Origin of the sequence: Nocardioides sp. Root190 (assembly GCF_001428565.1) — a bacterium.
In the GTDB taxonomy this organism is placed as follows: domain Bacteria; phylum Actinomycetota; class Actinomycetes; order Propionibacteriales; family Nocardioidaceae; genus Nocardioides.
On the sequence record NZ_LMIA01000009.1, the window covers coordinates 369,189 to 393,513 of the forward strand.

Consider the following 24,325-nt stretch of genomic DNA (forward strand, 5'->3'; position numbering starts at 1 on the left):
GGCAGTGGGGCTGAAGTCGTGGTGGCGTTCGCGAGGTGACGCCGGCGAGCAGGCGCCGGTCGTCGCTGGGCCACCGACCGAGCAGGACATCCTGGCGGCACTGAACAAGGTCAACGCGATGCTGCGCGACGGCAACGCGCCGCCGGTCGTCATCTCGCGGGTCGTACGCATCGCCCGCACCATCCACCAGACGCTGCCGCGCCTGAAGCAGATGGGTCTGGGCAGCCTGGAGAGCTATTCGGTCGTCGCGACGGCGACGGACTACCTCCCGGAGGCCGTCGACGGCTACCTGCGCCTGCCGCGCGACTGGGCCGACACCCGGCCGATCGACGGTCACAAGACCGCCCTGATGATCTTGGTCGAGCAGCTGGAGCTGCTCGGCGCGACGATGGACCAGATCTTCGACGCCGCCAACCGAGCCGATGCCCAGGCGCTCGTCGCGCACGGCCGGTTCCTCGACGCCAAGTTCGGCCACTCCTCCACGGGTGGCCCGGACCTGAACCTGGGAGCGCCATGAGCGACACGACCGGTACGACGACGCTGGCGGCCGCACTCGACGCGTTGAGCGCCGTCGCCCGCGCCGCCGGCCTGGACGAGTCCGCTGCGCGCGCCGAGGGCGAGGCCGTCGCGGCCACCGTCTCGGAGCGTTCCCGAGGTGCCTTCGTCGTCTGGTCGGCGCAGACCGGTCGCGCGACCTCCGCCGAGGAGCACGCCCTGGCTGCCAAGCGCGGCAACCGCTTCCGCGCCGGCCCCACCCAGCTGATGGCCCAGCTCCTGCTGGAGAAGTCCGCGCACGCCGCCGACTACGCCAGTGCCCTCGCCGACGTCGCGCTCGCGGGTTCCCGGCTCGGCGAGCCCGGACCGGACGCCGTCGGCGCGGCCACGACCGTGACCACCGCACAGATCGGCGGCAGCGCCGCGGGCCTCGCGCCGTTCTCGTCGTCCGTCCCGACCGGCACGGCCGGCGCCTTCGACCTGCCGCAGCGCCAGCCCGTGCCCGGCCTCGGTGACGACATGCTCGACCAGGTCCGTCGGGTCGGCGAGCAGGTACGCCGCCAGCTGGGCGCGCTGAACGACTCGGCTCCTGGCGCGCAGCCCGACGTGGCCGGCGGTCTCGAGGCCCGGTCGCTGGGCGACCTCGCACCGCAACCACCGGAAGCCGGCGCGCAGACCCAGGCGGCCGAGCCGCAGAAGCCGCCCGTCGAGGAGGCCGAGCCCGAGGAACCGACCAAGTCGGTCGAGGAGCTGCTCGCCGAGCTGGACGGCCTGATCGGGCTGGCCAACGTCAAGGGCGAGATCCACCGCCAGGCCGCCGTCCTGCGGGTCGAGGGCCTGCGCAAGAAGGCAGGTCTGGACACCCCGACCATCACCCGCCACCTCGTCTTCAACGGCAACCCGGGCACGGGCAAGACGACCGTCGCCCGGCTCGTCGCGGGGATCTACCGTGCGCTCGGCCTGCTGTCCAAGGGTCAGCTGGTCGAGGTCGACCGCTCCGAGCTGGTCGCGGGCTACCTCGGCCAGACCGCCGCCAAGACCGCCGAGGTCGTCGCTTCGGCGGAGGGCGGGGTGCTCTTCATCGACGAGGCCTACTCGCTCTCGGGCGACCAGTACGGCAAGGAAGCCATCGACACCCTGGTCAAGGAGATGGAGGACAAGCGCAACGACCTCGTCGTCATCGTCGCCGGCTACCCGCTCCCGATGGCGATCTTCATCTCGGAGAACCCCGGGCTCGAGAGCCGGTTCCGCACGACCATCGACTTCGCCAACTACACCGACGACGAGCTGGTCGGCATCTTCTCCTCGATGGTCAAGGGCGCCGACTTCGACGCGGGCGAGGAGGTCGTCGCCCGCCTGCGCGAGGTCCTCCTGGAGGCGCCGCGCGGCCCGTCCTTCGGCAACGCCCGGTTCGTGCGCAACCTGATGGAGGCCGCGATCGGCCACCACGCCTGGCGATTGCGCGAGGTCGCCGAGCCGACACTCGAGCAGCTGCGCACCCTCGACCCGGCCGACCTCGTCGTCGATCCGAACGACACCGGCGAGCCGGAGGCCCCGGGTGCCGAGGCCGGCGTCGTCGTACCACCCGAGGACGCCGCGCCCGCCGAACCCGTCGATCCGTTCGGTGACGACGCGACAGTTGCCCGCCCGGCCCCCACCGATGAGGAGCAGTCGTGAGCCAGACCGCCCCGCAGGCAGCGCACCCCGCCCCCGCCCCGGCCACGCCTGCTGCCCCGGCGACCCAGGCCGATCCGGCGTCGGTCGACACCCCGGCCCTGCTCAACCGCTGGCAGCTGATCGGGATGAGCGTCGCGATCGTCTTCGGCATCCTCAGCGCACTGGTGCAGCTCCTCGGCTGGCAGGCCGACGGTCGTGCCGCCGCCGACACCGAGCAGCTGGTGCGGGTCCAGGAGATCCAGAGCTCCCTGCTGCGGGCCGACGCCCTCGCGACGAATGCGTTCCTGGTCGGCGGCCTGGAGAACGCCGACCAGCGGGCGGATTACGACGTGGCGATCGAGACGGTGCTGACCGGGATCACGGCGGCGGCTGATGCCCAGCCGGCTGACCGTGCAGTGCTCGAGAAGCTCGCGGTCGCCGTCAACGACTACGCCACGGCGGTTGCCCAGGCCAGGGACTACAACCGCCTGGGCTACCCGGTCGGCGCGGAATACCTCAGCGGCGCCAGCACGACGCTGCGTGACGCCCTCGACGGGATCCCCACGCTGGAGGCGCTGGCGCAGGCCAACACCGATCGCGCCGAGGGATCGATGAACGGGCAGCACCCGTTCTGGCTGCTGCTGATCGGGGTCCTCGCGCTGGCAGCGCTGGTCCTGCTCAACCAGCAGCTGGCCCGCCAGTTCCGGCGCCGGATCAACAAGGGCATCGCGATCGCGGCGGTGATCCTCCTCGCTGTCACCCTCGTCGGGGTGGTCGGTGCCTGGATCCGCGATGCCTCCAACGACAACCTGCGCGACGGCGACCTCGCACTGGCGATCGACCAGGCCGACGCTCGCACCGCCGCCAACGATGCGAAGGCCAACGAGAGCCTGGCGCTGATCAAGCGCGGCTCCGGTGCCCGCTTCGTCGCGGACTGGGAGACCTCGGCGGGGGACGTCGAGGCATCCCTGCGACGCGACACCGGCGACCAGTGGAATGCCTACGTCGCTGCCTATCGCGAGATCCGGGAGCTCGACGAGGGTGGCGACTGGGACGCCGCCCGGGACAAGGCGACCACTGACGGTGCCGACGGTTCGTCGGAGCCCCTGGACTCGTTCGACACCGTCTCGGAGCAGATCGTGAAGACGGCCAGCGCGACGGTCGTCGACGACCTGGAGAGCGGCCAGGAGATCGCGCTCGGGGTCAGCGTGCTCTCGCTCCTGCTGGGCGTGGTCGCCGCTGTGTTTGTGGCCCGAGGTATCGGCGAGCGACGCAAGGAGTTCTCATGAGCCGCATCCGCACCTCCCGGGCCCTGGCGGCCACCCTGACCGCGGGCCTGCTCCTGCTCGGCGCCTGTGGCTACGACGACACCGTCGTCCCCGAACCCGACACCGACAAGACCACGCCGGCTGCCGTGACACCGCCGGTCGAGTGCGACGACGCGACGACGTCGTACGACCCGAGCAACGACCGGACCGCTGCGCGTTCCGAGCTGAAGAACAACAAGCGCCTCGTCGTCGGCGTCTCCGCCGACACCCTGAGGCTCGGCTCGGCCAACCCGTTCGAGGACAATGACATCGAGGGCTTCGACATCGACGTCGCCCGGGCGATCGCCGACGCGCTGGGGGTGTCCCTCCAGTTGCGCGTGATCAGCGCAGCCGAGCGCATCACGCTCCTCAAGTCCGGGGACATCGACCTGGTCGCCCGCAACATGACGATGAACTGCACCCGTTGGACCGAGATCGGCTTCTCGGCCGTCTACTACAACGCCACCCAGAAGGTGCTGGTCCGCAAGGACGACGTCGCAGCCTTCGAGAAGGACGGTCTCGCGTCGCTGGCCGGCAAGAACGTCTGCGCCCCGACCGGCTCCACCAGCATCGACAACATCACCGAGGCCCAGCCCGAGGCTGTCGCGGTCGGAGCGGCCAACCACACCGGCTGCCTGACGAAGTTCCAGAACGGCGAGGTCGACGCGATCACGGGCGACGACACCGTGCTCGCCGGCCTCGCGGCCCAGGACCCGTACGCGATCGTCCCCGAGCAGGACAAGCTCACCGACGAGCCCTACGGCATCGGCGCCAACAAGGACGACGTCGACCTGATCAGGTTCATCAACTCCGTCCTCGACGAGCGTCGCGGCAACGGCGCCTGGCAGGCGTCGTACGACAAGTGGCTCAAGCCCTACCTGGGTGACGCGACGGCGCCGGCGCCGAAGTACGGCCGGTGAGCGTGCAGCAGGCCGCGACCGCCACCGCTCCCGTCGCTCCCGGCAAGCTCGGCGACGCGCTGGATCCTGCCGCCGTGCAGACCTACCTCGGCGAGCTGGACACCTGGATCCGGGTGCGTCGCACCGAGCTCGACGAGCTGGACGCCGCTGCGATCAGTGCCGGTCGCGGTGGCGAGCTGACCGGCGACATGTCGCTGGCCCTCGCGCTGTGGAAGGCCACGGCCGACCGCTACCAGCTGGTCTTCGCGACCTGGGACGGTGGCCGCGTCCTGCGCCAGGAGCGGGAACGGATCTCGGCGCTGATCTGGGGCCGGCTCGACGGCGCCACGGAGCTGCCGGGCGGGCTCGCGGTGTCGCTGCCCGAGGCGGGGCGGCTCTGTGACGCGCTCACCGGCCAGCTGCGCACGCGGCTGGCCCTGGTGCCCGGTGCGGACGAGTCCGCGGCGCGGGTGCGCGCGCTGCGTGCCCAGCTCGAGCGGATCCGTGACCAGGTGGGTCTCGAGCCCGCCAACGACCGTGACGGAGCGATCGCCACGCTCGCCGGCCTGATGGGTCGACTGCAGGGCGTGACCGCGAAGGCGGAGCGTGGCGGCGACGTCGGCGGCATGCTCGGTCCGCTCGAGAGCGAGGCCACGACCTTCGAGCGCGACCTGATCGTCGGCAACGCGCGGCGCCGTGACGCCCGCAGCCAGATCCTCTCGGCCCGCGAGCTCCGCGCCGACCTCGAGGCCCGGTCGGCCGCGTTGAGCAAGCTCGTCGACACGTGCATCGCCACCGTCGACCCGGCGCCCCGTTACGCCGTCCCGGACGTCGCACTGCTCGGTCCGGTCCCGGTGACCCCGGACGAGATCGGCCCCTACCTGCAGCGCCTGGACCGGGTCTCGCAGGCGATGGAGGTCGTCCAGCACGCCTACTCCGACGCCCTCGAGGAGCACACGCAGCTGGTCGGACTGCTCGATGCGTACGCCGCCAAGGCGCGCGCTGCCCGGGTCGCCGACCGTCCCGACCTCGTCGAGAGCGAGCGAGCCGCCCGCGGACTCCTCGAGCGGCGCCCGTGCCCGATGGCCGTGGCCCGCCAGCTCGTCACGACCTACCAGACCTGGCTCGCGAAGGAGATCTCCTGATGACCGCTGGTTCCTGCACCCAGCCGGGGTGCACCGGCTCGATCGTCGACGGCTACTGCGACGTCTGCGGCATGGCCGGGGCGCCCGCCCCTGCGGGCATCGCGCCCGCCGCGACCTCCAAGCGACTCCCCGCCGCCAGCGGTGACGCGTGCCAGCAGCCCGGCTGCACCGGCACGATCCTCGACGGCTACTGCGACGTCTGCGGCTCGCCCGCGGTGGCCAGTGCGCGGGTGGCGGAGGCCTCGGCCATCGCCCAGGCCCAGAGCGAGGCCCAGCCGCTGTCCGGGCGCGAGGGCACGTCCGCGACCGCGGCCAGCCGCGTCCAGTCGGCCGCGATCGGCTCCCGACGCGCCGGATCGAGTGGCAGCTACGCCACCCGTCGCACCCGCACCGGGTCGCAGCGCATGCGTTCGGCCCGCCTCGGGGCCGGCCTGACCGTCGTACCTCCTGCACCGCCGGTCGACGCCGCCAAGGCGATCATGGCCGACCCGCAGGTGCCCGAGGACAAGCGCAGCTGCTCCAAGTGCGGCAACGCGGTCGGTCGCAGCATCGAGGGCCAGCCCGGTCGCAGCGAGGGCTTCTGCCCCAACTGCGGCCAGCAGTTCTCCTTCACTCCGAAGCTCCACCAGGGCGACCTGGTCGCCGGCCAGTACGAGGTCGCCGGCGCGCTCGCGCACGGTGGGCTCGGCTGGATCTACCTCGCCCGCGACCGCAACGTCTCCAACCGTTGGGTCGTGCTCAAGGGCCTGCTCAACTCCGGTGACCCCGACGCACTCGCGGCGGCCATCGCCGAGCAGCAGTTCCTCGCGCAGGTCGAGCATCCGCTGATCGTGGAGATCTACAACTTCGTGACGCACGAGGGTGCGGGCTACATCGTCATGGAGTACGTCGGCGGCAAGTCGCTCAAGCAGATCCTCAAGCAGCGCATGAAGGACAACAACGGCGCCTACGACCCGCTCCCGGTCGACCAGGCGCTCGCCTACATCCTCGAGCTGCTGCCGGCCTTCCAGTACCTCCACGACCTCGGCCTGGTCTACTGCGACTTCAAGCCCGACAACATGATCCAGGTCGGCGACGCGATGAAGCTGATCGACCTCGGTGGCGTGCGCCGGTCCGACGACGAGGAGTCGGCGATCTACGGCACGGTCGGCTACCAGGCACCGGAAGTCGCCGAGATCGGTCCGTCCGTCGCCTCCGACATCTACACGATCGGCCGCACGCTGGTCGTGCTGACGATGGAGTTCCGCGGCTACCAGGGCACCTACCTCCACAGCCTGCCGCCCGTGGACGCGACCCCGCTGTTCCAGGAGCAGGACTCGCTCTACCAGCTCGTCGCCAAGTGCTGCGCGCCCGACCCTGCGGACCGGTTCGCGTCGGTCGACGAGATGCGGGCACAGGTCCTCGGCGTGCTGCGCGAGGTGGTCGCCCGCAAGCGCAAGGGAACGGCGCTCACCTCGGCTGCTTCCGTGCTCTTCGAGTCGCCCGCCACCGCGCGGCCGATCACCGACTGGAGCCAGCTGCCCGCACTGCGCGTCGACACCACGGACCCGCAGTACGGATGGCTCGCCACGCTCAGCGCGGACGACGCCGCCAAGCGTCTCGCCGACCTCCAGCAGGCGCCGGAGGACAGTGCAGAGGTGTGGCTGGCCCGGGCCCGCGCTGCCCTCGACCTCGGCGACCCCGTCGTGGCCCGCGCGCACGCGCAGTCCCTGCTCTCCGCCGACCCGTGGGAGTGGCGCGCGCTCTGGATCGAGGGTCTCGCTGCCGTCCAGGCATCGGACTGGGAGACGGCGAAGGCCTCCTTCAACGCGGTCTACCAGCAGGTCCCCGGTGAGCTGGCGCCCAAGCTGGCACTGGCCTTCGCGTGCGAGCGCGGCGGACTGCCCGAGGTCGCCGAGGGGTTGTACTTCGTCTGCGTCGTCACCGACGCCGCCTACGTCCCGCCGGCCGCCTTCGGCATGGCCCGGGTGCGGGCCGCGGGCAAGGACACCGTCGGCGCGGTGGCGGCACTCGACCTGGTGCCGACCACCAGCCGTGGCTACACCGAGAGCCGTCAGCAGCGCGCCGAGGTCCTGCTCACCGGTGGGGTCCGCGACCTCGCGGTGCTCGACCAGGCGATGCAGACGATCGAGACCTCGAGCGTCAGCCCTCAGGTCCGTCAGCAGTACACCGTGCGGATCCTCAACGAGGCCCTGCCGGTGGTCACGAGCGCGACCAAGCTGCCCGCTGGTGCCCGGATCGGCTCGGTGGCCGCGACCGAGGCCGGCGTCCGCGACGGGATCGAGAACGCACTGCGCGCGATGGCGCGCGACGCGATCGACCTCAAGGAACGGGTCGCCCTGGTCAACCAGGCCAACGCCGTCCGGAACTGGAGCCTCACGTGACCTGTCCGTCCTGCGGCAGCACGGTGCCCGACAGCGCGCGGTTCTGCGAGAGCTGTGGTGCGCAGCTCGGCCAGCCGGCCGTCGTACCCGCTGCCGCGGGAGCGCCGCCGCCGGCCGACCACCCGCTCGGGGACGCGCCGATCAGTGCACCCACCCGCAAGCCGGTCGGCTTCCTCGCCGATCCGCCGAAGGCTGCCGGACGCCGTCCGTGCGGCGAGTGCGGGGGAGAGGTCGGCCCCGACCTCTACTGCCTCGCGTGCGGGACCAAGGCGCCGAGCGAGCGCGACCACTTCGAGGAGCAGCCCGCGAGCTGGGTGGCCGGCGTGTGCGACAAGGCGATCGGCAAGAGCCGCAACGAGGACGCGATGGCCCTGCTCGCCGGTGAGGCACCCGGCTCGCGGGCCGTCCTCGTGGTGCTCGACGGCGTGTCCAACTCCGTCGACTCCGACGTCGCCTCCCTGGCCGGTGCCCGCGCGGCACGCGAGGTCCTGCGTGTCCCACTGCCCGCGGGGATGGGGACGCCGGAGAGCAGGGACGCCGCGGTCCGCAAGGTCTTCGCCAACGCCGTCGCCGCCGCCAACACCGCGATCGTCGCGGTCACCGACCCCGACTCGCCCAACCCGGCATCGGCCACCTTCAGTGCGGCTGTGCTGGAGGGGCGCCGGATCAGCTGGGCCAACATCGGTGACTCGCGGTCCTACTGGATCCCCGACAGCGGCCAGCCCCTCCAGCTCAGTGTCGACGACTCCGTTGCCCAGGAGCAGATCGAGAGCGGGGTCGCACGCGAGGTCGCCGAGACCGGGCCGCAGGCGCACGCGATCACCAAGTGGCTCGGCCGCGACGCCGAGGACATCGTGCCGAGCGTCGGGAGCAGGGAGGTCGAGGCCTCCGGCTGGTTGCTGACCTGCTCCGACGGCCTGTGGAACTACATCTCCGCGCCCGAGGCGATGGCCGCGCAGGTCCGCGCCACGGGCACGACCACCCCGCTGGACCTGGCGCAGGCTCTCGTCGCTTTCGCCAACGCGTCCGGCGGGCACGACAACATCACCGCCGCCCTGGCTCGGGTCGATGTCAGCGACCTCGGGCAGAATGACAGGACGCCGACCCCAGGAGGAGTGCCGAGCGATGGCTGAGTTCAGCGCCAGCGTCTACCAGAACGAGTTCTTGCCCGACGGTGGGACCGACGTCAACGCGATCGTCACGATCACCTGTCAGGGCGCCGGCACCGCCGGGCAGTCCGGATCCGGTGGAGCGGGCGAGATCATCATCGTCGACACCTCCGGCTCCATGGGGCCGGCGACGATGGCGGCGGCCAAGGACGCCGCCCAGGCGGCCCTCGCCGAGATCGTGGACGGCACGTGGTTCGCCGTGATCGCCGGTGCCGACCGAGCGATGCTCGCCTATCCCCAGGTCTCCAGCGGCCCGGGCATGACGAAGATGGACGCCCAGGCCCGGCAGGACGCCTCGGCCGCGATCGGCCGCTTCGTCGGCAGTGGCGGTACGGCGATCAGCACCTGGCTCGACCTCGCCGGCCAGCTGTTCTCCTCGGTCACCGAGATCACCCAGCGCCACGTCCTGCTGCTGACCGACGGGGAGAACCGCGAGCGTCCCGGTCGCCTCGACGAGGCGATCAACCGGGCGACCGGCTACTACCAGGCCGACTGCCGCGGCGCCGGCACCGACTGGCAGGTCGCCGAGATCCGACGGATCGCGCAGGCCCTGCTCGGCACGGTCGACATCATCCCCAGCCCTGCCGAGATGAGGGCGCAGTTCCAGGACATCATGCGCAAGGCGATGGCCCGCGGCGTGGCCGATGCGTCGTTGCGGGTGTGGACCCCACAGGGTGCCCAGGTGCTGTTCGTGCGCCAGGTCTCGCCCACCGTGGAGGACCTGTCCAGCCGTCGTACCCCCGTGAACCCGCTGACCGGCGACTACCCGACGGGCGCGTGGGCCGACGAGTCCCGCGACTACCACGTGGCGATCCGGGTCCCCGCGAAGGCGATCGGCCAGGAGCAGCTCGCTGCCCGTGTCCAGCTCGCACTCGGCGCCGACGTGGTCACCCAGGGCCTGGTCAAGGCGACCTGGTCGAACAACTCCGAGCTCACCACCCGGATCGACCAGCAGGTCGCGCACTACACCGGACAGGCCGAGCTCGCCGACGCGATCCAGGAGGGCCTCGCGGCCAAGGCGGCCGGTGACGAGGCCACGGCCACGACCAAGCTCGGCCGCGCCGTGCAGCTCGCGGCCGAGACCGGCAACGACGAGGCCACCAGCAAGCTGCGCAAGGTCGTCGACGTCGACAACGAGAAGGAAGGCACCGTGCGCCTCAAGCGCACCATCGAGAAGGCCGACGAGATGGCACTCGACACCGCGTCGACCAAGACGACCAGGATCCGCAAGGAACCGTCGTGAGCAGCACCTGTCCCTCGGGTCACGACTCCGCCTCCGACGACTACTGCGACGTCTGCGGGCTGCCCATCCCTGCTGGCGGTGCTGCCGCGCAACCGGCTGCGGCCGAGCCCGCACCCGAGGCACCGGCACCGGCGCCCGTGGAGACCGCCGCGGCCTGCCCCAACTGCCAGGCGACCAACCCGCCGAACGCGCTCTTCTGCGAGGCGTGCGGCTACGACTTCACCACCGGGTCGCTGCCCCGGCCCGTCGCGCCGGTCGAGTCGATCCTCGACCTCGGGGTTCCCTCCGCGCCGACGTCGATCGCGCCACCACTGACCGAGGCCTGGGTGGCCGAGGTCTGGATCGACCCGGACTGGTACGCCGACCAGGAGTCCGCCGACCCGTTGCCGTCGGCCGGTGTCCCGACCGTGGTGAGGCTGAAGTCGACCTCGGTCCTGGTGGGCCGGACCTCGCGGAGTCGTGGCATCCACCCCGACATCGACCTCACCTCCGACAACGGCATCAGCCGCCGCCACTGTCAGCTGACCACCGACGGCACCCGCTGGTGGGTCGAGGACCTCGGCTCCTCCAACGGCACCTACCTCAGCACGGGGGTCGGTGTCCTGCCGAAGGACCCGCTGCCGGCGGGGGAGAAGCGCGAGGTCGGTCCCGACGGCCGGGTCTACCTCGGCGCGTGGTCGCGGATCGTCGTACGACGGGCACAGCCCGGCGAGGTCTGAGGTCGTAGCCCTCCGCTGGACGTGGCACGATCGCGCCATGACGATCAGTGACCAGGTCATCCTCATCACGGGCGGCGCTCGCGGCATCGGGCTCGAGACGGCGAAGGCGCTGGGTGCCCGCGGAGCCCGATTGGTGCTGACCGACCTCGACCAGCCTGCCCTCGACGAGGCGGTCGAGGCCGTCGGCACCGAGCGGTGCGTCGGCATCGTCGCCGACGTCTGCGACCTCGCGGCGATGGAGGGCGCGGTGGCTGCGGCCGTGGAGCGCTTCGGTCGGCTCGACGTGGTGCTCGCCAATGCGGGGATCGCGAGCTATGGATCAGTGCTCGCCATCGATCCCGCGGCCTTCCAGCGCACCGTCGACATCAACATCGTCGGCGTCTTCAACACCGCCCGGGCGGCCATCCCCGAGCTCGAGAAGACCAAGGGCTACCTGCTGGTCGTCTCCTCGCTGGCCGCGTTCGCGGCGGCGCCCGGCCTGGCGGCGTACAACGCGAGCAAGGCGGGGGTCGAGCACTTCGCGAACGCCCTGCGCCTGGAGGTCACCCACCTCGGCATCGCCGTCGGCAGCGCGCACATGTCCTGGATCGACACCCCGCTCGTGCAGGACGCCAAGAGCGACCTGCCGACCTTCCAGGAGATGCTCACCAAGCTCCCGCCGCCGCTGAACCGGACCACTGACGTGGACGCGTGCGTCAAGGCCTTCGTGAGGGGCGTGGAGAAGCGCTCACGCCACGTCTACTGCCCCGGGTGGGTGCGTGGCGCCGGCCTGAACCGCAACGTCATCAACTCCGCTGTCGGCAATCTCCCGATCCTGCGCCTGGTGCCCGACCTGCTGCCCCGGATGGACGCCGAGGTGCGGGCCCTGGGGCGGTCGATGAGCGCGCGGATCGTCGCCAACGACCAGCACGAGGCCGTTCGCGAGGACTGAGGCGGCGTCAGCGCCGCGTCGCCACCAGTGCCGACGCGTCGGGCGCGACCATCACCTCGACGGTCGTGAACCGCTCGTCGGTGAGCCACTCCTCACGCAGCGTGTCGACGCGACCGCCGGTGATCGGCGGCCACATCTCGCAGGGGACGAAGTCGTCGAGCACGACGATGCCGCCCGGCTCGACGAGGTCGGCGATCTTGTCGACCCCCACCGCGGAGCGATCGCCCGAGTCCAGGAACAGCAGGGAGAACGGGCCCTTGTCCATCAACGTGGACCAGTCGGCCTCGAGGACGTCGACGAGCGGGTCGTCGACGAAGATCTCGCCAGCCGCCTTCGCGAGCTTCTGGTCGAGCTCGGCGGTGATGATGCGGGCCTTGTCGTTGCGTACGCCGGAACGCAGCCACGCCGTCCCCACACCGCAACCGGTGCCGAACTCGGCCATGGTGCCTTCGCGGGTGGCGGCCAGTGCGGCCAGCAGGCGTCCGGTCTCGTTGCGGCAGAACGACGCGTAGCCGGCACGCCGGGACACGTCGAACGCACGGTTGACCACGTCAGGGAGGTCGGGGGGTGCGCTCATGCATCGAGTCTCACCCGGCGATCAAGGGCTGGGACGTCGATCTCGGATGGCGGGCAGGTTCTTCTGTTAGAGTGCCGTCATCATGCGGAGCGCTCTTCTCGTAATCGTGCGCCGCGGCGAGGCCTGACAGAGGCCACCTCGCCGCGGTGATTGCGGCGTTCCCCGAACACCGCGGGGCTTCTCATCCAACTGAAGTCCTGCGCATCTCCGACGCCACCGCGGCGGGCCCACCGGCCGGCAACGCGTGATCCGTACCCCCGTCGTAGTCGAGCTCCTGTGAGAACCACGAGCTGACGTCCCCGCCCGTCGCGGTGGGAGAGGCCAGGACTGACCCCCGTCATCGTCCAGCACCCCGTCACTCATCAGCTCTTGGAGACCCAGCGATGTTCACCAGCAACCCTCGTTCCGGATCGACCTACCGCGACGCCCAGGAATGGGGCCCGGCCAAGCACGATCCCGACCACCCGTTCCGTCTCGACCTGCTCGAGACCCCTGCCTTCGGGACTGCCCTGCGAGACGGGGACGACGCGTTCCCCGAGGACAACTAGCCTTTTCCTCATGAGCACCCCCTCCACGCCCGCGACCGGACAGGTCGACCTCGCCGTCATTCCCGGGGACGGCATCGGTCCCGAGGTCACCGCCGAGGCGCTCAAGGTCCTCGAGGTCGCCGCGCCTGCCGAGCTGAAGTTCGCGCAGACGAGGTACGACCTCGGCGCCGAGCGCTACCTCGCCACCGGTGAGGTGCTGCCCTCGAGCGTGCTGGAGGAGATCCGCGGCCAGGACGCGATCCTGCTCGGTGCGGTGGGTGGCAAGCCCAACGACCCGAACCTGCCCCCGGGCATCCTCGAGCGCGGCCTGCTCCTCAAGCTCCGCTTCGAGCTCGACCACTACGTCAACCTGCGTCCGTCGCGGATCTACCCGGGCGCGGTCTCGCCGCTGTCCGAGGCGGTCCTGGGCAAGGGCGAGGTCGACTTCGTCGTCGTGCGCGAGGGCACCGAGGGTCCCTACACCGGCAACGGCGGCGCGCTGCGCGTCGGTACGCCGGCCGAGGTCGCCACCGAGGTGTCGGTCAACACCGCCTTCGGTGTCGAGCGCGTCATCCGGGACGCCTTCGCGCGGGCCCAGAAGCGTCCGCGCAAGAAGCTCACGCTCGTCCACAAGACCAACGTGCTGGTCAACGCCGGATCGGTCTGGTGGCGCCTGTTCCAGGAGGTGGCCGCGGAGTACCCCGACGTGACCACCGACTACAGCCACATCGACGCCGTCATGATCTACCTGACGACGGACCCGCAGCGCTTCGACGTGATCGTCACCGACAACCTGTTCGGAGACATCGTCACGGACCTCGCCGCCGCCATCAGCGGTGGCATCGGTCTGGCTGCGTCCGGCAACATCAACCCGGACCGCACCGCCCCCTCAATGTTCGAGCCCGTGCACGGTTCCGCTCCCGACATCGCCGGCCAGCTCGTCGCCGACCCGACGGCCGCGATCCTCTCCGCCGGGCTGCTTCTCGACCACCTGGGCCACCCCGAGGCGGCCGCGAAGATCGAGACGGCCGTGCTGGCCGACCTCGAGTCGCGGGCACCCGGGACGCAGCGTCGTACCCCCGAGGTCGGCGACGCGATCGCCGCCCGAGTAGCCGGCTGAGCCTGCGTCGGAGGACCTCCTCCGAACGCAGGCAGAAGGCCCCCTCCCGACCTGCGTTAACGAGGACTAACCTGATGACCATGCAGATCACCACCACGCTCTCTGCGAACCCGACCGATGACGCCCGGCTGGCAGAGATCCTGTCCAACCCGGGCTTCGGGACGCACTTCTCCGACCACATGTTCACCGTCGAGTGGACGCCCGACAAGGGCTGGTACGACGCGCGGATCACGCCGTACGGACCGATCACCCTGGACCCCGCGGCGGCTGTCCTGCACTACGCGCAGGAGACCTTCGAGGGGATGAAGGCCTACCGCCACCAGGGTGAGGGCGAGGACACCCTGTGGTTGTTCCGGCCCGAGGCCAACGCAGAGCGGATGAAGCGGTCCAGCCATCGTCTCGCGCTGCCCGTGCTGGAGCCGGCCGACTTCGTCGAGGCCGTCGAGGCACTGGTGAAGGTCGACGGCCGGTGGGTGCCGGCCAACGACGACGGTGGCGAGAAGACGTTGTACCTGCGGCCGTTCATGTTCGCCTCGGAGAAGTTCCTGGGTGTGCGACCGGCTCAGCACGTCACCTTCATGGTGATCTCGAGCCCGGCCGGTGCCTACTTCAAGGGCGGCATCAAGCCGGTCACGCTGTGGCTGGCCGAGGACTACACCCGCGCCGGTCGCGGTGGCATGGGTGCGGCCAAGACGGGCGGCAACTACGCCAGCTCGCTGGTCGCCCAGCAGGAGGCCACGGCGCAGGGATGCGACCAGGTCGTGTTCCTCGACGCCCAGGAGGGGCGTTACGTCGAGGAGCTCGGTGGGATGAACCTCTACTTCGTGTACGACGACGGCTCGATCGTCACGCCCGAGACCGGCACCATCCTCGAGGGCATCACCCGGGCCTCGATCATCCAGCTCGCCGAGAAGATGGGCCACCAGGTCACCGAGCGCAAGTTCGGTATCGACGAGTGGCGCGCCGATGTCGCCAGCGGCCGGATCACCGAGATCTTCGCGTGCGGCACTGCTGCTGTCGTGACGCCGGTGGGTTCGTTGAAGTCGAAGGACGGCGACGTCCCGGCTCCGGCGAGCACCGACCTGACGATGCGGATCCGTGAGGCGCTCGTGGGCGTCCAGCTCGGTCGCGCCGACGACACCTTCGGGTGGATGCACCAGGTCGTCTGACGACACGTTGTTGTTGAGCGCTGAAACCGGCGTGATGCCGTGGTGAAACCGCTGCGCTGAATGCTCCTTGCATCGACCGGGTCGATCCCCGGTCAGGAGGAGCAACCATGACTGCCATTCACCACGGCACCACCAGCGCCAGCGCGGTCCGGGCCACCGGCCTGGTCAAGACGTTCGACGTCAAGGGCGCCGCGCCCTTCCGGGCTGTCGACGGCATCGACCTCGAAGTGCGTCCCGGCGAGATCTTCGGCGTCCTGGGCCCCAACGGGGCAGGCAAGACGACGATGCTGAAGATGCTCGCCACCCTGCTCACCATCGACGGGGGCCAGGCGGAGATCTTCGGCGTCGACGTACGCCGTGAGCCGCACCGGATCCGCCAGCTCGTCGGTGTGACCGGGCAGTACGCCTCGGTGGACGAGAACCTCACCGGCACCGAGAACCTCGTCCTGTTCGCCCGGCTTCTCGGCCAGCCGACCGCGCAGGCGCGGCGTACGGCCGCGGACCTGCTGGGTCGCTTCGGTCTGGAGGAGGCTGCGGACCGCCAGATCAAGAGCTTCTCGGGCGGCATGCGCCGTCGGCTGGACCTGGCTGCCTCGCTGATCTCACGGCCGCCGCTCATCTTCCTCGACGAGCCGACGACCGGGCTCGACCCGCGCACCCGCGGGCAGATGTGGGACACGATCCGCGAGCTCGTGGCCCAGGGCTCGACCATCCTGCTCACGACGCAGTACCTCGACGAGGCCGACCAGCTGGCCGACCGGATCGCTGTGATCGACCGCGGCGTCAAGGTCGCCGAAGGCACGCCGGAGGAGCTCAAGCAGAGCGTGGGGAGCTCGACGCTGCACCTGCGGGTGGCCGACCGCGAACAGACCGCGCAGGCGGCGGCGATCGTCGAGCGGGTGCTGGGGGAGGCGCCCGTGCTGACGCCGGAGGCCGGTGGGTTCACCATCGCCCTCACCGACGCCAACCGCACGGCCGACGTCCTCATCGCCCTGCGTCAGGGCGAGGTGGACATCACCACGGCTGCCGTGCGCCAGCCCACCCTGGACGAAGTTTTCCTGACCCTCACCGGCCACCACGCCGAGGCCGACCAGACCCACGAGGAGGTGGCCTGATGACCACGCTGCTGCCCGACACCCCGACCGCCGTACCGCTGGCCGCGAGCCCCGACCGGGTGCTCGCCGCCCGCCCGTCGCTGCGCGACACCGTCAACCAGTCCTTCGCGATGGCCTGGCGGGCCACCAAGAAGATGCGCCGCAACCCGGAGCAATTCTTCGACGTGACCCTGCAGCCGGTGCTGTTCACGGCGATGTTCGCCTACATCTTCGGTGGTGCGATCTCCGGATCGGTCGCCGACTACCTGCCGCTGATCATCCCCGGCATCCTGGCCCAGACCGCGCTGACCGCCTCGATGGCGACTGGCACCCAGATGCGCGAGGACATGGACAAGGGCGTCTTCGACCGCTTCAAGTCGCTGCCGATCGCCCGGATCGCGCCGCTCGTCGGCCCGATGCTGGCCGACCTGATCCGCTACGGCACGGCTGCCACGATCACCATCGCGGTGGGCCTGGCGATGGGCTACCGGCCCGGGGGCGGCGTCCTCGGCGTGGCCGCTGGCTGGGCGCTGACGATCATCGCCGGCTGGTCGCTGTCGTGGATCTTCTGCTGGCTCGGCACGGTGGCGCGCTCGGCCCAGGCCGTGCAGGGCATCGGGATGATGATCATGTTCCCGCTGACCTTCCTGTCGAACGCGTTCGTGCCGATGGACACGCTGCCCGGCTGGCTCGAGGCGTTCGTGAAGGTCAACCCCGTCTCGCACGTCGTCACGGCCGTGCGGGACCTGATGAATGCCGGTGACCTGACCGGCCAGGTCGGCTGGGCGCTGCTCGGGTGCGCCGTCGTGGTCGCGATCTTCGCACCACTGGCCGTGCGGAACTACGCCCGCAAGATGTGATCAGAGCACGCGCTCGAGAGCGGCGCGGGCCTCGACCAACAGGTCGGGTCCGCGCCGTTCGGCGTACTCCGTCTCGATCGCGGCGAGCACCCCCGGCGCCCGCTCGTCGCAGAGCGCACGCGTCCGGTCCCACCGCATCGTCGGTGCGAAGCGCGCATAGGCGAACCGGTCGGCCAGGACGAGGAGGCGTACGCCGTCCTCCGGCGGGTGGGGGCCGCGCAGGAGTGCCCACAGGCCGAGTCCGAAGAGGACCAGCCCGGCCACGGGGAAGTCCATGAACGGATGGTCCGGGTCGAGCGTGTCGAGTGCCTGGTCGGCCAGGGTCCTGCGCAGGTCCGCGCCTTCGTCGGCGCTTCCGTAGTGGGCATGGGCCACGACCGCCGTGGCCACGCCGGCGATCGCCCACGGGGTCACCTGGTCGGGGGAGCCGGGCAGGCGCAGGGCCACGCTCGCGTCGGCCGACTCCCGGTGCAGGCGCAGCCCGGCGGCGACGTCCCCGGTCGCCAGCGCGAGCTCGGCACGGCTGCGGATGATGGCGACGTCCCCGCCCGGCAGGCCGGTCGGCGCCTTGGCGGCGAGATCGGCGATCTGCTGGGCTGCCGCGTCGAGGTCGCCCTCGATCATGGCCGCCATCGCGATGATCGACCGGTTCTGCACGGCATCGTCGGTGGCACCGAGCCGATCCAGGGCGGGGAGCGCCCACCGGGCGTGCTCCGCTGCCCGGGTGATGTCGCCCAGCTGGGCGTGGAGCTCGGCCAGCTGGGCGTTGATCATCGCCCGCCGCCACGGTCCCTCCTCGGGCTGCACGAGCGGCAGGGCGCGGCCCAGGGCGTCGAGTGCGGCGCGGGGATCGCCGCGGTTCTCCCACTGGTGGGCGGTCCACTGCAGCGCCAGGCAGCGCACCCAGGGGTCCGGGTCCTCGACCAGCGGCGAGACGTCCGTCAGGATGCCGTCCGTCTGGGCCAGCGTGACCCGGACGAGCGCGGACAGGGCGCGGCTCGGGGTCTGCGAGCCGAGGCTCGTCAGCTGCTCGGTGAACTTCTCGGCGCCCTCGTCCCCGGTGAAGCGGATGCTGAACAGGGCCAGGGACAGCACGGCCCGCGCGGTGTCGGCGAGCTCGGGCGGCACCGACCACCCGTCGAGCACGCCGTACACCGCCGGCGCCACGGTCATGCTGCGGAAGTGGTCGCCGCTGATCGACCAGTAGCCGCCGAGACCGGCGAAGAGCACGGCGACCGCCGCCTGGTCCGCCACCGCCGCCGCGTCACGGAGCACGTCGGCGAGGTTGGTCTCCTCGGCGCGGATCCGGTCCATCGCCTCGACCTGGTCCAGGGCGAACAGGCGGCGTCCCTCACGTCCCGCGAGCCCGACCGCCCAGGCCTGCAGCGCGGCGGCGACCTCGGCGGACTCGCCGGCGCTCTCACGCTGCAGGCGGCCGAACTCGCGCACCGTCTCGAGCATCCGGAACCGGGTGCCCGCATCGGTGTCGCCCACGACGAGCAGCGACTGCTCGACGAGGTCCTCGACGGTGTCGAGGGCGTCCTCGCCGAGCATCTCGCTCGCGCCGTCGAGGGTGAAGCCGTCGTGGAAGGCGGACAGGAAACGCAGGGCCCGTCGCTCGCGCTCCTGCAGCAGGTTCCACGACCAGTCGATGACGGCGAGCAGCGTCCGGTGCCGGTCCGGCGCGCTGCGATCGCCCCCACGCAGGAGTGCGAACCGGTCGTCGAGTCGGCGAGCGATCTCGGCCGGTGCCATCACCCGCACCTTGGCGGCGGCGAGCTCGATGGCGAGCGGGAGACCGTCGAGCCGCTCGACCACCGCCCGCACGTCGTGCTCGTCGAGGCGCACGCCCGGGCGGGCTGCCTCGGCGCGGGCCTCGAACAGGGTCACGGCGTCGGTGGACCCGAGGTGGGGGAGCAGGTGGACCCGCTCCGCGCCGATGGCCAGCGGTGCGCGCGTGGTCGTCAGCACCCGCAGCTCGCGCGTGGTCACGACGAGGAAGGCGACCAGGTCGGCCACGGCCTCGACCAGGTGCTCGCAGTTGTCGAGGACCAGCAGGGTCGGTGCCTGGTCGAGGTGCTGGGCGATCCGGGCGCGGACGTCGGACCGCTGCTCCGGTGTGAGGCCACGACGCCCGCTGACCGAGTCGCGGACCCCGAGCGCCGATCCCACCTCGCCCACCAGGTCCTCCGGGGTGGTGACACCGACGAGCTCGACGAAGTGGACCACCGGCTGGGTGGCCGCCCGCGCCACGGCGTGGGCGAGCCGGGTCTTGCCGAGGCCCCCGGGGCCGACCACCGAGACCACCCGGGACGAGGTGAGCAGACCCTCGATGGTGCGGAGGTCGTCGTCGCGCCCCAGGAGCGGGCTGGCGTCGTACCGCAGGCCCTCGCGGACCGGGCTGTCGAGGGCGAGCAGCTCGCGGTGGATCCGCTGCAGCTCCGGGCCCGGGTCGCTGCCGAGACGATCACGGACGTCGATGCGGTGCGCCTCGAAGAGCTCCAGCGCGGCGGCCGGTCCTTGCGTGGCGGCCTCGGCGCGCAGCAGGTCGGCGAGCAGTGCCTCGTCGTCGGGGCGGGCCTCGACCGCCTCACGCAGGCCCGGCACGGCCTGGGCATGTCGGCCCGAACGGGTCAGCGCCCGGGCCTGCACGACGGCGGCCTCGCGCAGGTCCTGGTCGGCACGGCGGCGTACCTCCGCCAGGGGACCGGAGGACTCCTCCGGGATGCCAGCGGGGGCGAGGGCCAGCGCGACCTGCGCATGCCTCAGCGCCGTCGCGGGGTCATCGGCGAGGCTCTCGCGAGCCAGGCGGGCGCTCGTGCGCAGCAGGGATGCGTCGACCTGGTCGGGGTCGACCTGCAGGCGGTAGCCGTTGCCGGAGGTCACCAGCGCAGTGGCCCCGACGACCGAGCGGACGCGGGAGACGAGGACCTGCAGCGCCTTCGCCGGGTTGGCCGGCGCGTCCTCGCCCCACACGAGGTCGACGAGGCGGTCGCTGCCGACGGTGCGCCCCGCATCGGCGAGTGCCGCGAGGAGCGCCTTCGGGCGCTCGCCCGCGACGGGGGTGCCCTCCCAGCGCACGCCGTCGAGCAGCGTCAGGAGGATCGGCACCCGCGAAGTCTAGGAGTCGATGTCGGCCGCAGGTGCTTCACTGACGCCATGGCGCACCCGATCATGTTCAGCGACGACGACCCCGGCCTGGCCGAGCTGCGCAGGATCTGCCTGGCACTGCCCGGGGTCGAGGAGCGGATCAGCCACGGTCGGCCGACCTTCCGGACCTCGAAGATCTTCGCTGCGTTCGGGGGGTCGGAGAAGATCCGGCCCGGGGAGCACCGGCAGGTGCCGTGCGCACTCATCTTCACCCCCGACGACGTCGACCTGCCGGCCATCGACGCGGACGAACGCTTCTTCGTCCCCGCCTACTACGGGCCCTACGGCGGGCGGGCCATCGACCTGGCCGCGCCCGACGTCGACTGGGACGAGATCGCCGAGCTGGTCGATGCGTCGTACCGCCGCGTGGCGCCGAAGAAGTTGCTCAAGGAGCTCGACGAACGCGGGTAGCCTCGCACCGTGACGACCAGCCCCGACAGCAGCGCACCGACCCAGGTGGGGCCGTTCCGGCTGCTGACCCGCCTGGGCGAGGGCGGCATGGGCATCGTCCACCTGGCCCAGGGGCCGGACGGCCGGCGGGTCGCCCTCAAGGTCCTGCGCCCGCAGATCGTCGGCGACAAGGAGGCACGTGGCCGCCTCGCGCGCGAGGTCAGCTCGCTGACCCGGATCCGCAGCCCCTGGGTGGCCGAGATGCTCGCCGCCGACCCGTGGGCCGAGGTCCCCTACGTCGTGACCCGCTACGTGCCCGGACTGTCGCTGCACGAGCACATCGCGGCCGAGGGGACCGTGGAGGGTCCCGACCTGCACTGGCTCGCCGGTTGTCTGGCGGAGGGTCTGGCCGCGGTTCACGCCGTCGGTGTCCTGCACCGCGACATCAAGCCCGGCAACGTGCTGATGGAGGGCCGGACGCCGATCCTCATCGACTTCGGCCTGGCCCGCGTGGCCGATGACATCCGGCTCACCCAGACGGGGTGGCTGCTCGGCACGCCCGGCTACCTCGCACCCGAGATCCTGTACGGCGACGACGCGACTCCCGCGGCCGACGTCCACGCGTGGGCGGCGACGGTGGCCTACGCCGCGACCGGCCGGGCGCCGTACGGCCGTGGCCCGGCGATGGCGATCATGGACCGCACCCGACGCGGCCAGCACGACCTGAGCGGGATCGAGCGGCCGATGGCCGAGGTGCTCGCCGCGGCCCTGCACCCGGATCCGCTGGAGCGACCGATCCTGGAGGAGGTGCTCGCCTGGCTGCGGCCGCTGAGCACCCGTCCGGACCTGCCCTCGGTGGCGCCGCCGGGTGCCCTGTTCACGGCACCGATCGTGGCCGAGGACGACTTCACCCTTCCGCTGGCCCTGGCCGCCCAGCCCGCGCCCGTCGTGCCTGTCGTGCCCGCGGCGCCGCCGCCACCGCCGCCTCCCGCGGGCACGGCGGTGCTGCCGACCGAGATCGTGGCGCACGCGCCGCCGACCGCCGCGATGCAGCGCATCGAGCAGGACTGGGACCGCGCCCACGGGTTCGATCCCGACGCGCCCTTCGACACGGCTCCACCGCCGCCGTTGCCCGAGCGCCTGCGGCGCTGGACCGCGATCGGCGCCGGTGCGGCCGCGCTCGGGGCGGGCTTCGCTGCCGCGCCGTGGGTGACCTCGCTCGTCGTTCTCCTCACCGTGTGGTTGCTGCGCTCCGGGTCGCTGGCCGCGTCGGCGGTGGCCGACCGACGCAGCGTCCGCGGCGTCAAGTGGTACGACGGCCTCCGGCTCGTCGTCAGCAGCCCCTGGCACGTCGTGCGGGCGATCACCGGCACCGTCGTCCTCGTCGTCTGGAGTGCCGGACTCGGCCTGGCCGCGGGCCTGATCTGCTACGCGTTCGCGCTCGACGTACCGGTCACGCTGCTGGTGTTCGGCGCCGGGCTGGGCGTCGCGCTCTGGTCGGGGCCGGGGGCCAGCAGGTTCCGCTCACCGGTCTCCCGGGTGCTCGTCCCGGCCTGCCGCTCGACCCTGCCGTGGCTGTTCACCTGCGCCGGCCTGCTGGCGGTGGCGGCCGCCCTCGGCGTGCTCGTCGCTGGCAACGGCGTCGGCTGGTTCCCGTGGTCGAACGGTCCGTTCGGACTCTGATCCCCGGGTTCCGGGATCCGTGGCAAACTAGCCCCGTGACCACCATCACCCACCCGATCGGCGCCCCGATCAGCGCCGCGATCACCACCGGCATCATTACCTAGCGCGTCTGCACGTCAGACGCGCCAGCCTCTCGTTCTCGGGAGGCTTTTGTTTTGCCCGGATCACGACACCGAGAGACCCCCGATGACCCAGCAGCTCGACCTCCACGGCTCGTTCCACGTCTACGACACCACCCTGCGCGACGGCATGCAGCAGGAGGGGTTGAACCCGACGGTCGCCGACAAACTGGCGATCGCGCGCCACCTCGACGGACTGGGTGTGGGCTACATCGAGGGCGGCTGGCCGGGGGCCAACCCCAAGGACACCGAGTTCTTCCGGCGCGCTGCGCTCGAGCTCGACCTCAAGCACGCCCGGCTCGCGGCGTTCGGCTCGACCCGCAAGGCCGGCGCGATGGCCGCCGACGATCCGCAGGTCGCCGGTCTGCGCGACAGCGGCGCCGGGGTCGTGACGCTGGTGGCGAAGTCCCACATCGGCCACGTCGAGAAGGCCCTGCGGACCACCCCCGCCGAGAACCTCGCCATGGTCCGCGACACCGTCAGCCACCTGCGCGCCGAGGGCCAGCAGGTCTTCCTCGACGCCGAGCACTTCTTCGACGGTTACCGCCTCGACCGGGCCTACGCCCTCGAGGTGCTGCGCACGGCGTACGACGCGGGCGCCGAGGTCATCGCGCTCTGCGACACCAACGGCGGCATGCTCCCGGGCTGGGTCTCCGACGTGGTCCATGACGTCATCGAGCACGCCGGCGTCCGCGTGGGCATCCACTGCCACAACGACACCGGCCTCGCGGTCGCCAACACCCTGGCGGCGGTCGACGCCGGCGCGACCCACGTGCAGGGCTGCATCAACGGCTACGGCGAGCGCACCGGCAACGCCGACCTGGTCAACGTCGTGGCCAACCTCGAGCTCAAGCTGGACCGCCAGGTGCTGCCGCCCGGCCTGCTGCGGGAGGCGACCCGGATCGCCCACGCCGTCGCCGAGGTCACCAACGTGCCCCCGGCCGCCCGCCAGCCGTACGTCGGCACGTCGGCCTTCGCCCACAAGGCGGGCCTGCACGCGAGCGCGATCAAGATCGATCCCGACCTCTACCAGCACATGGACCCGGCCGGTGTCGGCAACGACATGCGCCTGCTCGTGTCCGAGATGGCAGGCCGCGCCTCCATCGAGCTGAAGGGCAAGGAGCTGGGCTTCGACCTGTCCGGCAGCCCGGACGTCGTCAACCGGGTGACGGCCCGGGTCAAGGCGATGGAGTCGCGTGGCTACACGTTCGAGGCCGCGGACGCCTCCTTCGAGCTGATGCTGATCGAGGAGGCCGAGGGGCACCGCCCGTCGTACTTCGACGTCGAGAGCTGGCGGGTCATCACCGAGACGCTCACCCACGCACAGCCGGGGGAGGAGGCGGTGTCGGAGGCGACGGTGAAGCTCACCGCTGCCGGGGTCCGCTACGTCATCACCGGCGAGGGCAACGGCCCGGTCAACGCGCTCGACCAGGCCCTGCGCACCGCGATCCTGCAGGCCTTCCCGGAGATCGCACAGTTCGAGCTGATCGACTTCAAGGTCCGCATCCTCGACCAGGGCCACGGCACCGACGCGATCACGCGAGTGCTCATCGAGACCACCGACGGGGTCTCCTCCTGGGTCACCGTCGGCGTCGGGGCCAACATGATCGAGGCGTCATTCGAGGCGCTGGTCGACGGACTGACCTACGGCCTGCTGCGTCAGCACGTGGACGGACGCGACTGAGCCG

20 protein-coding genes are annotated in these 24,325 nt (G+C 71.5%); 18 read left to right on the forward strand and 2 right to left on the reverse strand.

What is annotated here, in order from left to right:
- The first annotated feature begins 4 nt into the window (after window positions 1-4).
- The 10 genes from ASE01_RS11550 to ASE01_RS11595 are packed head-to-tail and all read left to right on the forward strand — an operon-like array spanning window position 5 to window position 11,948.
- Window positions 5-517 carry a hypothetical protein gene (locus ASE01_RS11550; protein WP_056751273.1) on the forward strand — a complete coding sequence of 171 codons (513 nt, stop codon included), beginning with the start codon at window positions 5-7 and terminating at the stop codon, window positions 515-517.
- The gene (locus ASE01_RS11555; protein WP_082605996.1) at window positions 514-2,172 is read left to right on the forward strand and encodes an AAA family ATPase; all 1,659 of its coding nucleotides are present in this window, start codon (window positions 514-516) and stop codon (window positions 2,170-2,172) included. Before ASE01_RS11550 ends, ASE01_RS11555 begins: the two co-directional genes overlap by 4 nt.
- Window positions 2,169-3,440 (forward strand): hypothetical protein, encoded by a 1,272-nt coding sequence (locus ASE01_RS11560; protein ID WP_056751275.1) that lies wholly within the window; start codon window positions 2,169-2,171, stop codon window positions 3,438-3,440. The genes ASE01_RS11555 and ASE01_RS11560 overlap by 4 nt, the downstream gene beginning before the upstream one ends.
- The gene (locus ASE01_RS11565; RefSeq protein ID WP_056751278.1) at window positions 3,437-4,378 is read left to right on the forward strand and encodes a glutamate ABC transporter substrate-binding protein; all 942 of its coding nucleotides are present in this window, start codon (window positions 3,437-3,439) and stop codon (window positions 4,376-4,378) included. The genes ASE01_RS11560 and ASE01_RS11565 overlap by 4 nt, the downstream gene beginning before the upstream one ends.
- On the forward strand, window positions 4,375-5,502 hold the full coding sequence (locus tag ASE01_RS11570; RefSeq protein WP_157537280.1) for a hypothetical protein: 1,128 nt from the start codon (window positions 4,375-4,377) through the stop codon (window positions 5,500-5,502). Before ASE01_RS11565 ends, ASE01_RS11570 begins: the two co-directional genes overlap by 4 nt.
- Window positions 5,502-7,886 carry a serine/threonine-protein kinase gene (locus ASE01_RS11575; protein ID WP_056751287.1) on the forward strand — a complete coding sequence of 795 codons (2,385 nt, stop codon included), beginning with the start codon at window positions 5,502-5,504 and terminating at the stop codon, window positions 7,884-7,886. The genes ASE01_RS11570 and ASE01_RS11575 overlap by 1 nt, the downstream gene beginning before the upstream one ends.
- Window positions 7,883-9,019 (forward strand): protein phosphatase 2C domain-containing protein, encoded by a 1,137-nt coding sequence (locus ASE01_RS11580; protein WP_056751290.1) that lies wholly within the window; start codon window positions 7,883-7,885, stop codon window positions 9,017-9,019. The genes ASE01_RS11575 and ASE01_RS11580 overlap by 4 nt, the downstream gene beginning before the upstream one ends.
- Complete coding sequence (locus ASE01_RS11585) at window positions 9,012-10,298, forward strand: vWA domain-containing protein (RefSeq protein WP_056751293.1); 1,287 nt, start codon at window positions 9,012-9,014, stop codon at window positions 10,296-10,298. The genes ASE01_RS11580 and ASE01_RS11585 overlap by 8 nt, the downstream gene beginning before the upstream one ends.
- Window positions 10,295-11,017, forward strand: coding sequence for an FHA domain-containing protein (locus ASE01_RS11590; protein ID WP_056751297.1), 723 nt, complete (start codon window positions 10,295-10,297; stop codon window positions 11,015-11,017). Before ASE01_RS11585 ends, ASE01_RS11590 begins: the two co-directional genes overlap by 4 nt.
- A 37-nt stretch (window positions 11,018-11,054) precedes the next feature.
- A complete protein-coding gene (locus ASE01_RS11595; RefSeq protein ID WP_056751300.1) occupies window positions 11,055-11,948 on the forward strand; it encodes an SDR family oxidoreductase in 894 nt (297 codons plus the stop codon).
- Window positions 11,949-11,955: 7 nt separating this feature from the next.
- Here ASE01_RS11595 and ASE01_RS11600 read toward each other — a convergent pair whose 3' ends face one another.
- On the reverse strand, window positions 11,956-12,525 hold the full coding sequence (locus ASE01_RS11600) for an O-methyltransferase (protein WP_056751302.1): 570 nt from the start codon (window positions 12,523-12,525) through the stop codon (window positions 11,956-11,958).
- Window positions 12,526-12,908: 383 nt separating this feature from the next.
- On the opposite strand from ASE01_RS11600, the gene ASE01_RS24395 reads away from it, so the two are divergent.
- From ASE01_RS24395 to ASE01_RS11620, 5 genes are all read left to right on the forward strand, one after another.
- Window positions 12,909-13,073, forward strand: a complete 165-nt coding sequence (locus ASE01_RS24395) for a hypothetical protein (RefSeq protein WP_157537282.1) — start codon at window positions 12,909-12,911, stop codon at window positions 13,071-13,073.
- A gap of 10 nt (window positions 13,074-13,083) precedes the next feature.
- The gene (locus ASE01_RS11605; RefSeq protein ID WP_056751304.1) at window positions 13,084-14,172 is read left to right on the forward strand and encodes a 3-isopropylmalate dehydrogenase; all 1,089 of its coding nucleotides are present in this window, start codon (window positions 13,084-13,086) and stop codon (window positions 14,170-14,172) included.
- An 80-nt stretch (window positions 14,173-14,252) separates the two neighbouring features.
- A complete protein-coding gene (locus ASE01_RS11610; protein ID WP_200958820.1) occupies window positions 14,253-15,341 on the forward strand; it encodes a branched-chain amino acid aminotransferase in 1,089 nt (362 codons plus the stop codon).
- A gap of 107 nt (window positions 15,342-15,448) precedes the next feature.
- Window positions 15,449-16,456, forward strand: a complete 1,008-nt coding sequence (locus ASE01_RS11615) for an ATP-binding cassette domain-containing protein (protein ID WP_056751310.1) — start codon at window positions 15,449-15,451, stop codon at window positions 16,454-16,456.
- Window positions 16,456-17,295 (forward strand): ABC transporter permease, encoded by an 840-nt coding sequence (locus ASE01_RS11620; protein WP_056751313.1) that lies wholly within the window; start codon window positions 16,456-16,458, stop codon window positions 17,293-17,295. Before ASE01_RS11615 ends, ASE01_RS11620 begins: the two co-directional genes overlap by 1 nt.
- Here ASE01_RS11620 and ASE01_RS11625 read toward each other — a convergent pair whose 3' ends face one another.
- Complete coding sequence (locus tag ASE01_RS11625; protein ID WP_056751316.1) at window positions 17,296-20,406, reverse strand: ATP-binding protein; 3,111 nt, start codon at window positions 20,404-20,406, stop codon at window positions 17,296-17,298. It lies immediately after the preceding gene.
- Window positions 20,407-20,454: 48 nt separating this feature from the next.
- Here ASE01_RS11625 and ASE01_RS11630 point away from each other — a divergent pair, with 48 nt between their 5' ends.
- The 3 genes from ASE01_RS11630 to cimA all read left to right on the forward strand — a co-directional run bounded on the left by ASE01_RS11630 (window position 20,455) and on the right by cimA (window position 24,321).
- The gene (locus tag ASE01_RS11630) at window positions 20,455-20,856 is read left to right on the forward strand and encodes an MmcQ/YjbR family DNA-binding protein (protein WP_056751318.1); all 402 of its coding nucleotides are present in this window, start codon (window positions 20,455-20,457) and stop codon (window positions 20,854-20,856) included.
- A 9-nt stretch (window positions 20,857-20,865) separates the two neighbouring features.
- A complete protein-coding gene (locus tag ASE01_RS11635; RefSeq protein WP_056751320.1) occupies window positions 20,866-22,518 on the forward strand; it encodes a serine/threonine-protein kinase in 1,653 nt (550 codons plus the stop codon).
- Window positions 22,519-22,704: 186 nt separating this feature from the next.
- Complete coding sequence (cimA, locus tag ASE01_RS11640; protein WP_056751323.1) at window positions 22,705-24,321, forward strand: citramalate synthase; 1,617 nt, start codon at window positions 22,705-22,707, stop codon at window positions 24,319-24,321.
- Window positions 24,322-24,325: the final 4 nt, after the last annotated feature.

Bases quoted from the DNA above. Each gene is read 5' to 3' on its own strand.
- ASE01_RS11555 (WP_082605996.1), top strand. From the start codon at position 514: ATGAGCGACACGACCGGTACGACGACGCTGGCGGCCGCACTCGACGCG.
- ASE01_RS11565 (WP_056751278.1), top strand. From the start codon at position 3,437: ATGAGCCGCATCCGCACCTCCCGGGCCCTGGCGGCCACCCTGACCGCG.
- ASE01_RS11575 (WP_056751287.1), top strand. From the start codon at position 5,502: ATGACCGCTGGTTCCTGCACCCAGCCGGGGTGCACCGGCTCGATCGTC.
- ASE01_RS11585 (WP_056751293.1), top strand. From the start codon at position 9,012: ATGGCTGAGTTCAGCGCCAGCGTCTACCAGAACGAGTTCTTGCCCGAC.
- ASE01_RS11595 (WP_056751300.1), top strand. From the start codon at position 11,055: ATGACGATCAGTGACCAGGTCATCCTCATCACGGGCGGCGCTCGCGGC.
- ASE01_RS11600 (WP_056751302.1), bottom strand. From the start codon at position 12,525: ATGAGCGCACCCCCCGACCTCCCTGACGTGGTCAACCGTGCGTTCGAC.
- ASE01_RS24395 (WP_157537282.1), top strand. From the start codon at position 12,909: ATGTTCACCAGCAACCCTCGTTCCGGATCGACCTACCGCGACGCCCAG.
- ASE01_RS11605 (WP_056751304.1), top strand. From the start codon at position 13,084: ATGAGCACCCCCTCCACGCCCGCGACCGGACAGGTCGACCTCGCCGTC.
- ASE01_RS11610 (WP_200958820.1), top strand. From the start codon at position 14,253: ATGCAGATCACCACCACGCTCTCTGCGAACCCGACCGATGACGCCCGG.
- ASE01_RS11615 (WP_056751310.1), top strand. From the start codon at position 15,449: ATGACTGCCATTCACCACGGCACCACCAGCGCCAGCGCGGTCCGGGCC.
- ASE01_RS11620 (WP_056751313.1), top strand. From the start codon at position 16,456: ATGACCACGCTGCTGCCCGACACCCCGACCGCCGTACCGCTGGCCGCG.
- ASE01_RS11630 (WP_056751318.1), top strand. From the start codon at position 20,455: ATGGCGCACCCGATCATGTTCAGCGACGACGACCCCGGCCTGGCCGAG.
- cimA (WP_056751323.1), top strand. From the start codon at position 22,705: ATGACCCAGCAGCTCGACCTCCACGGCTCGTTCCACGTCTACGACACC.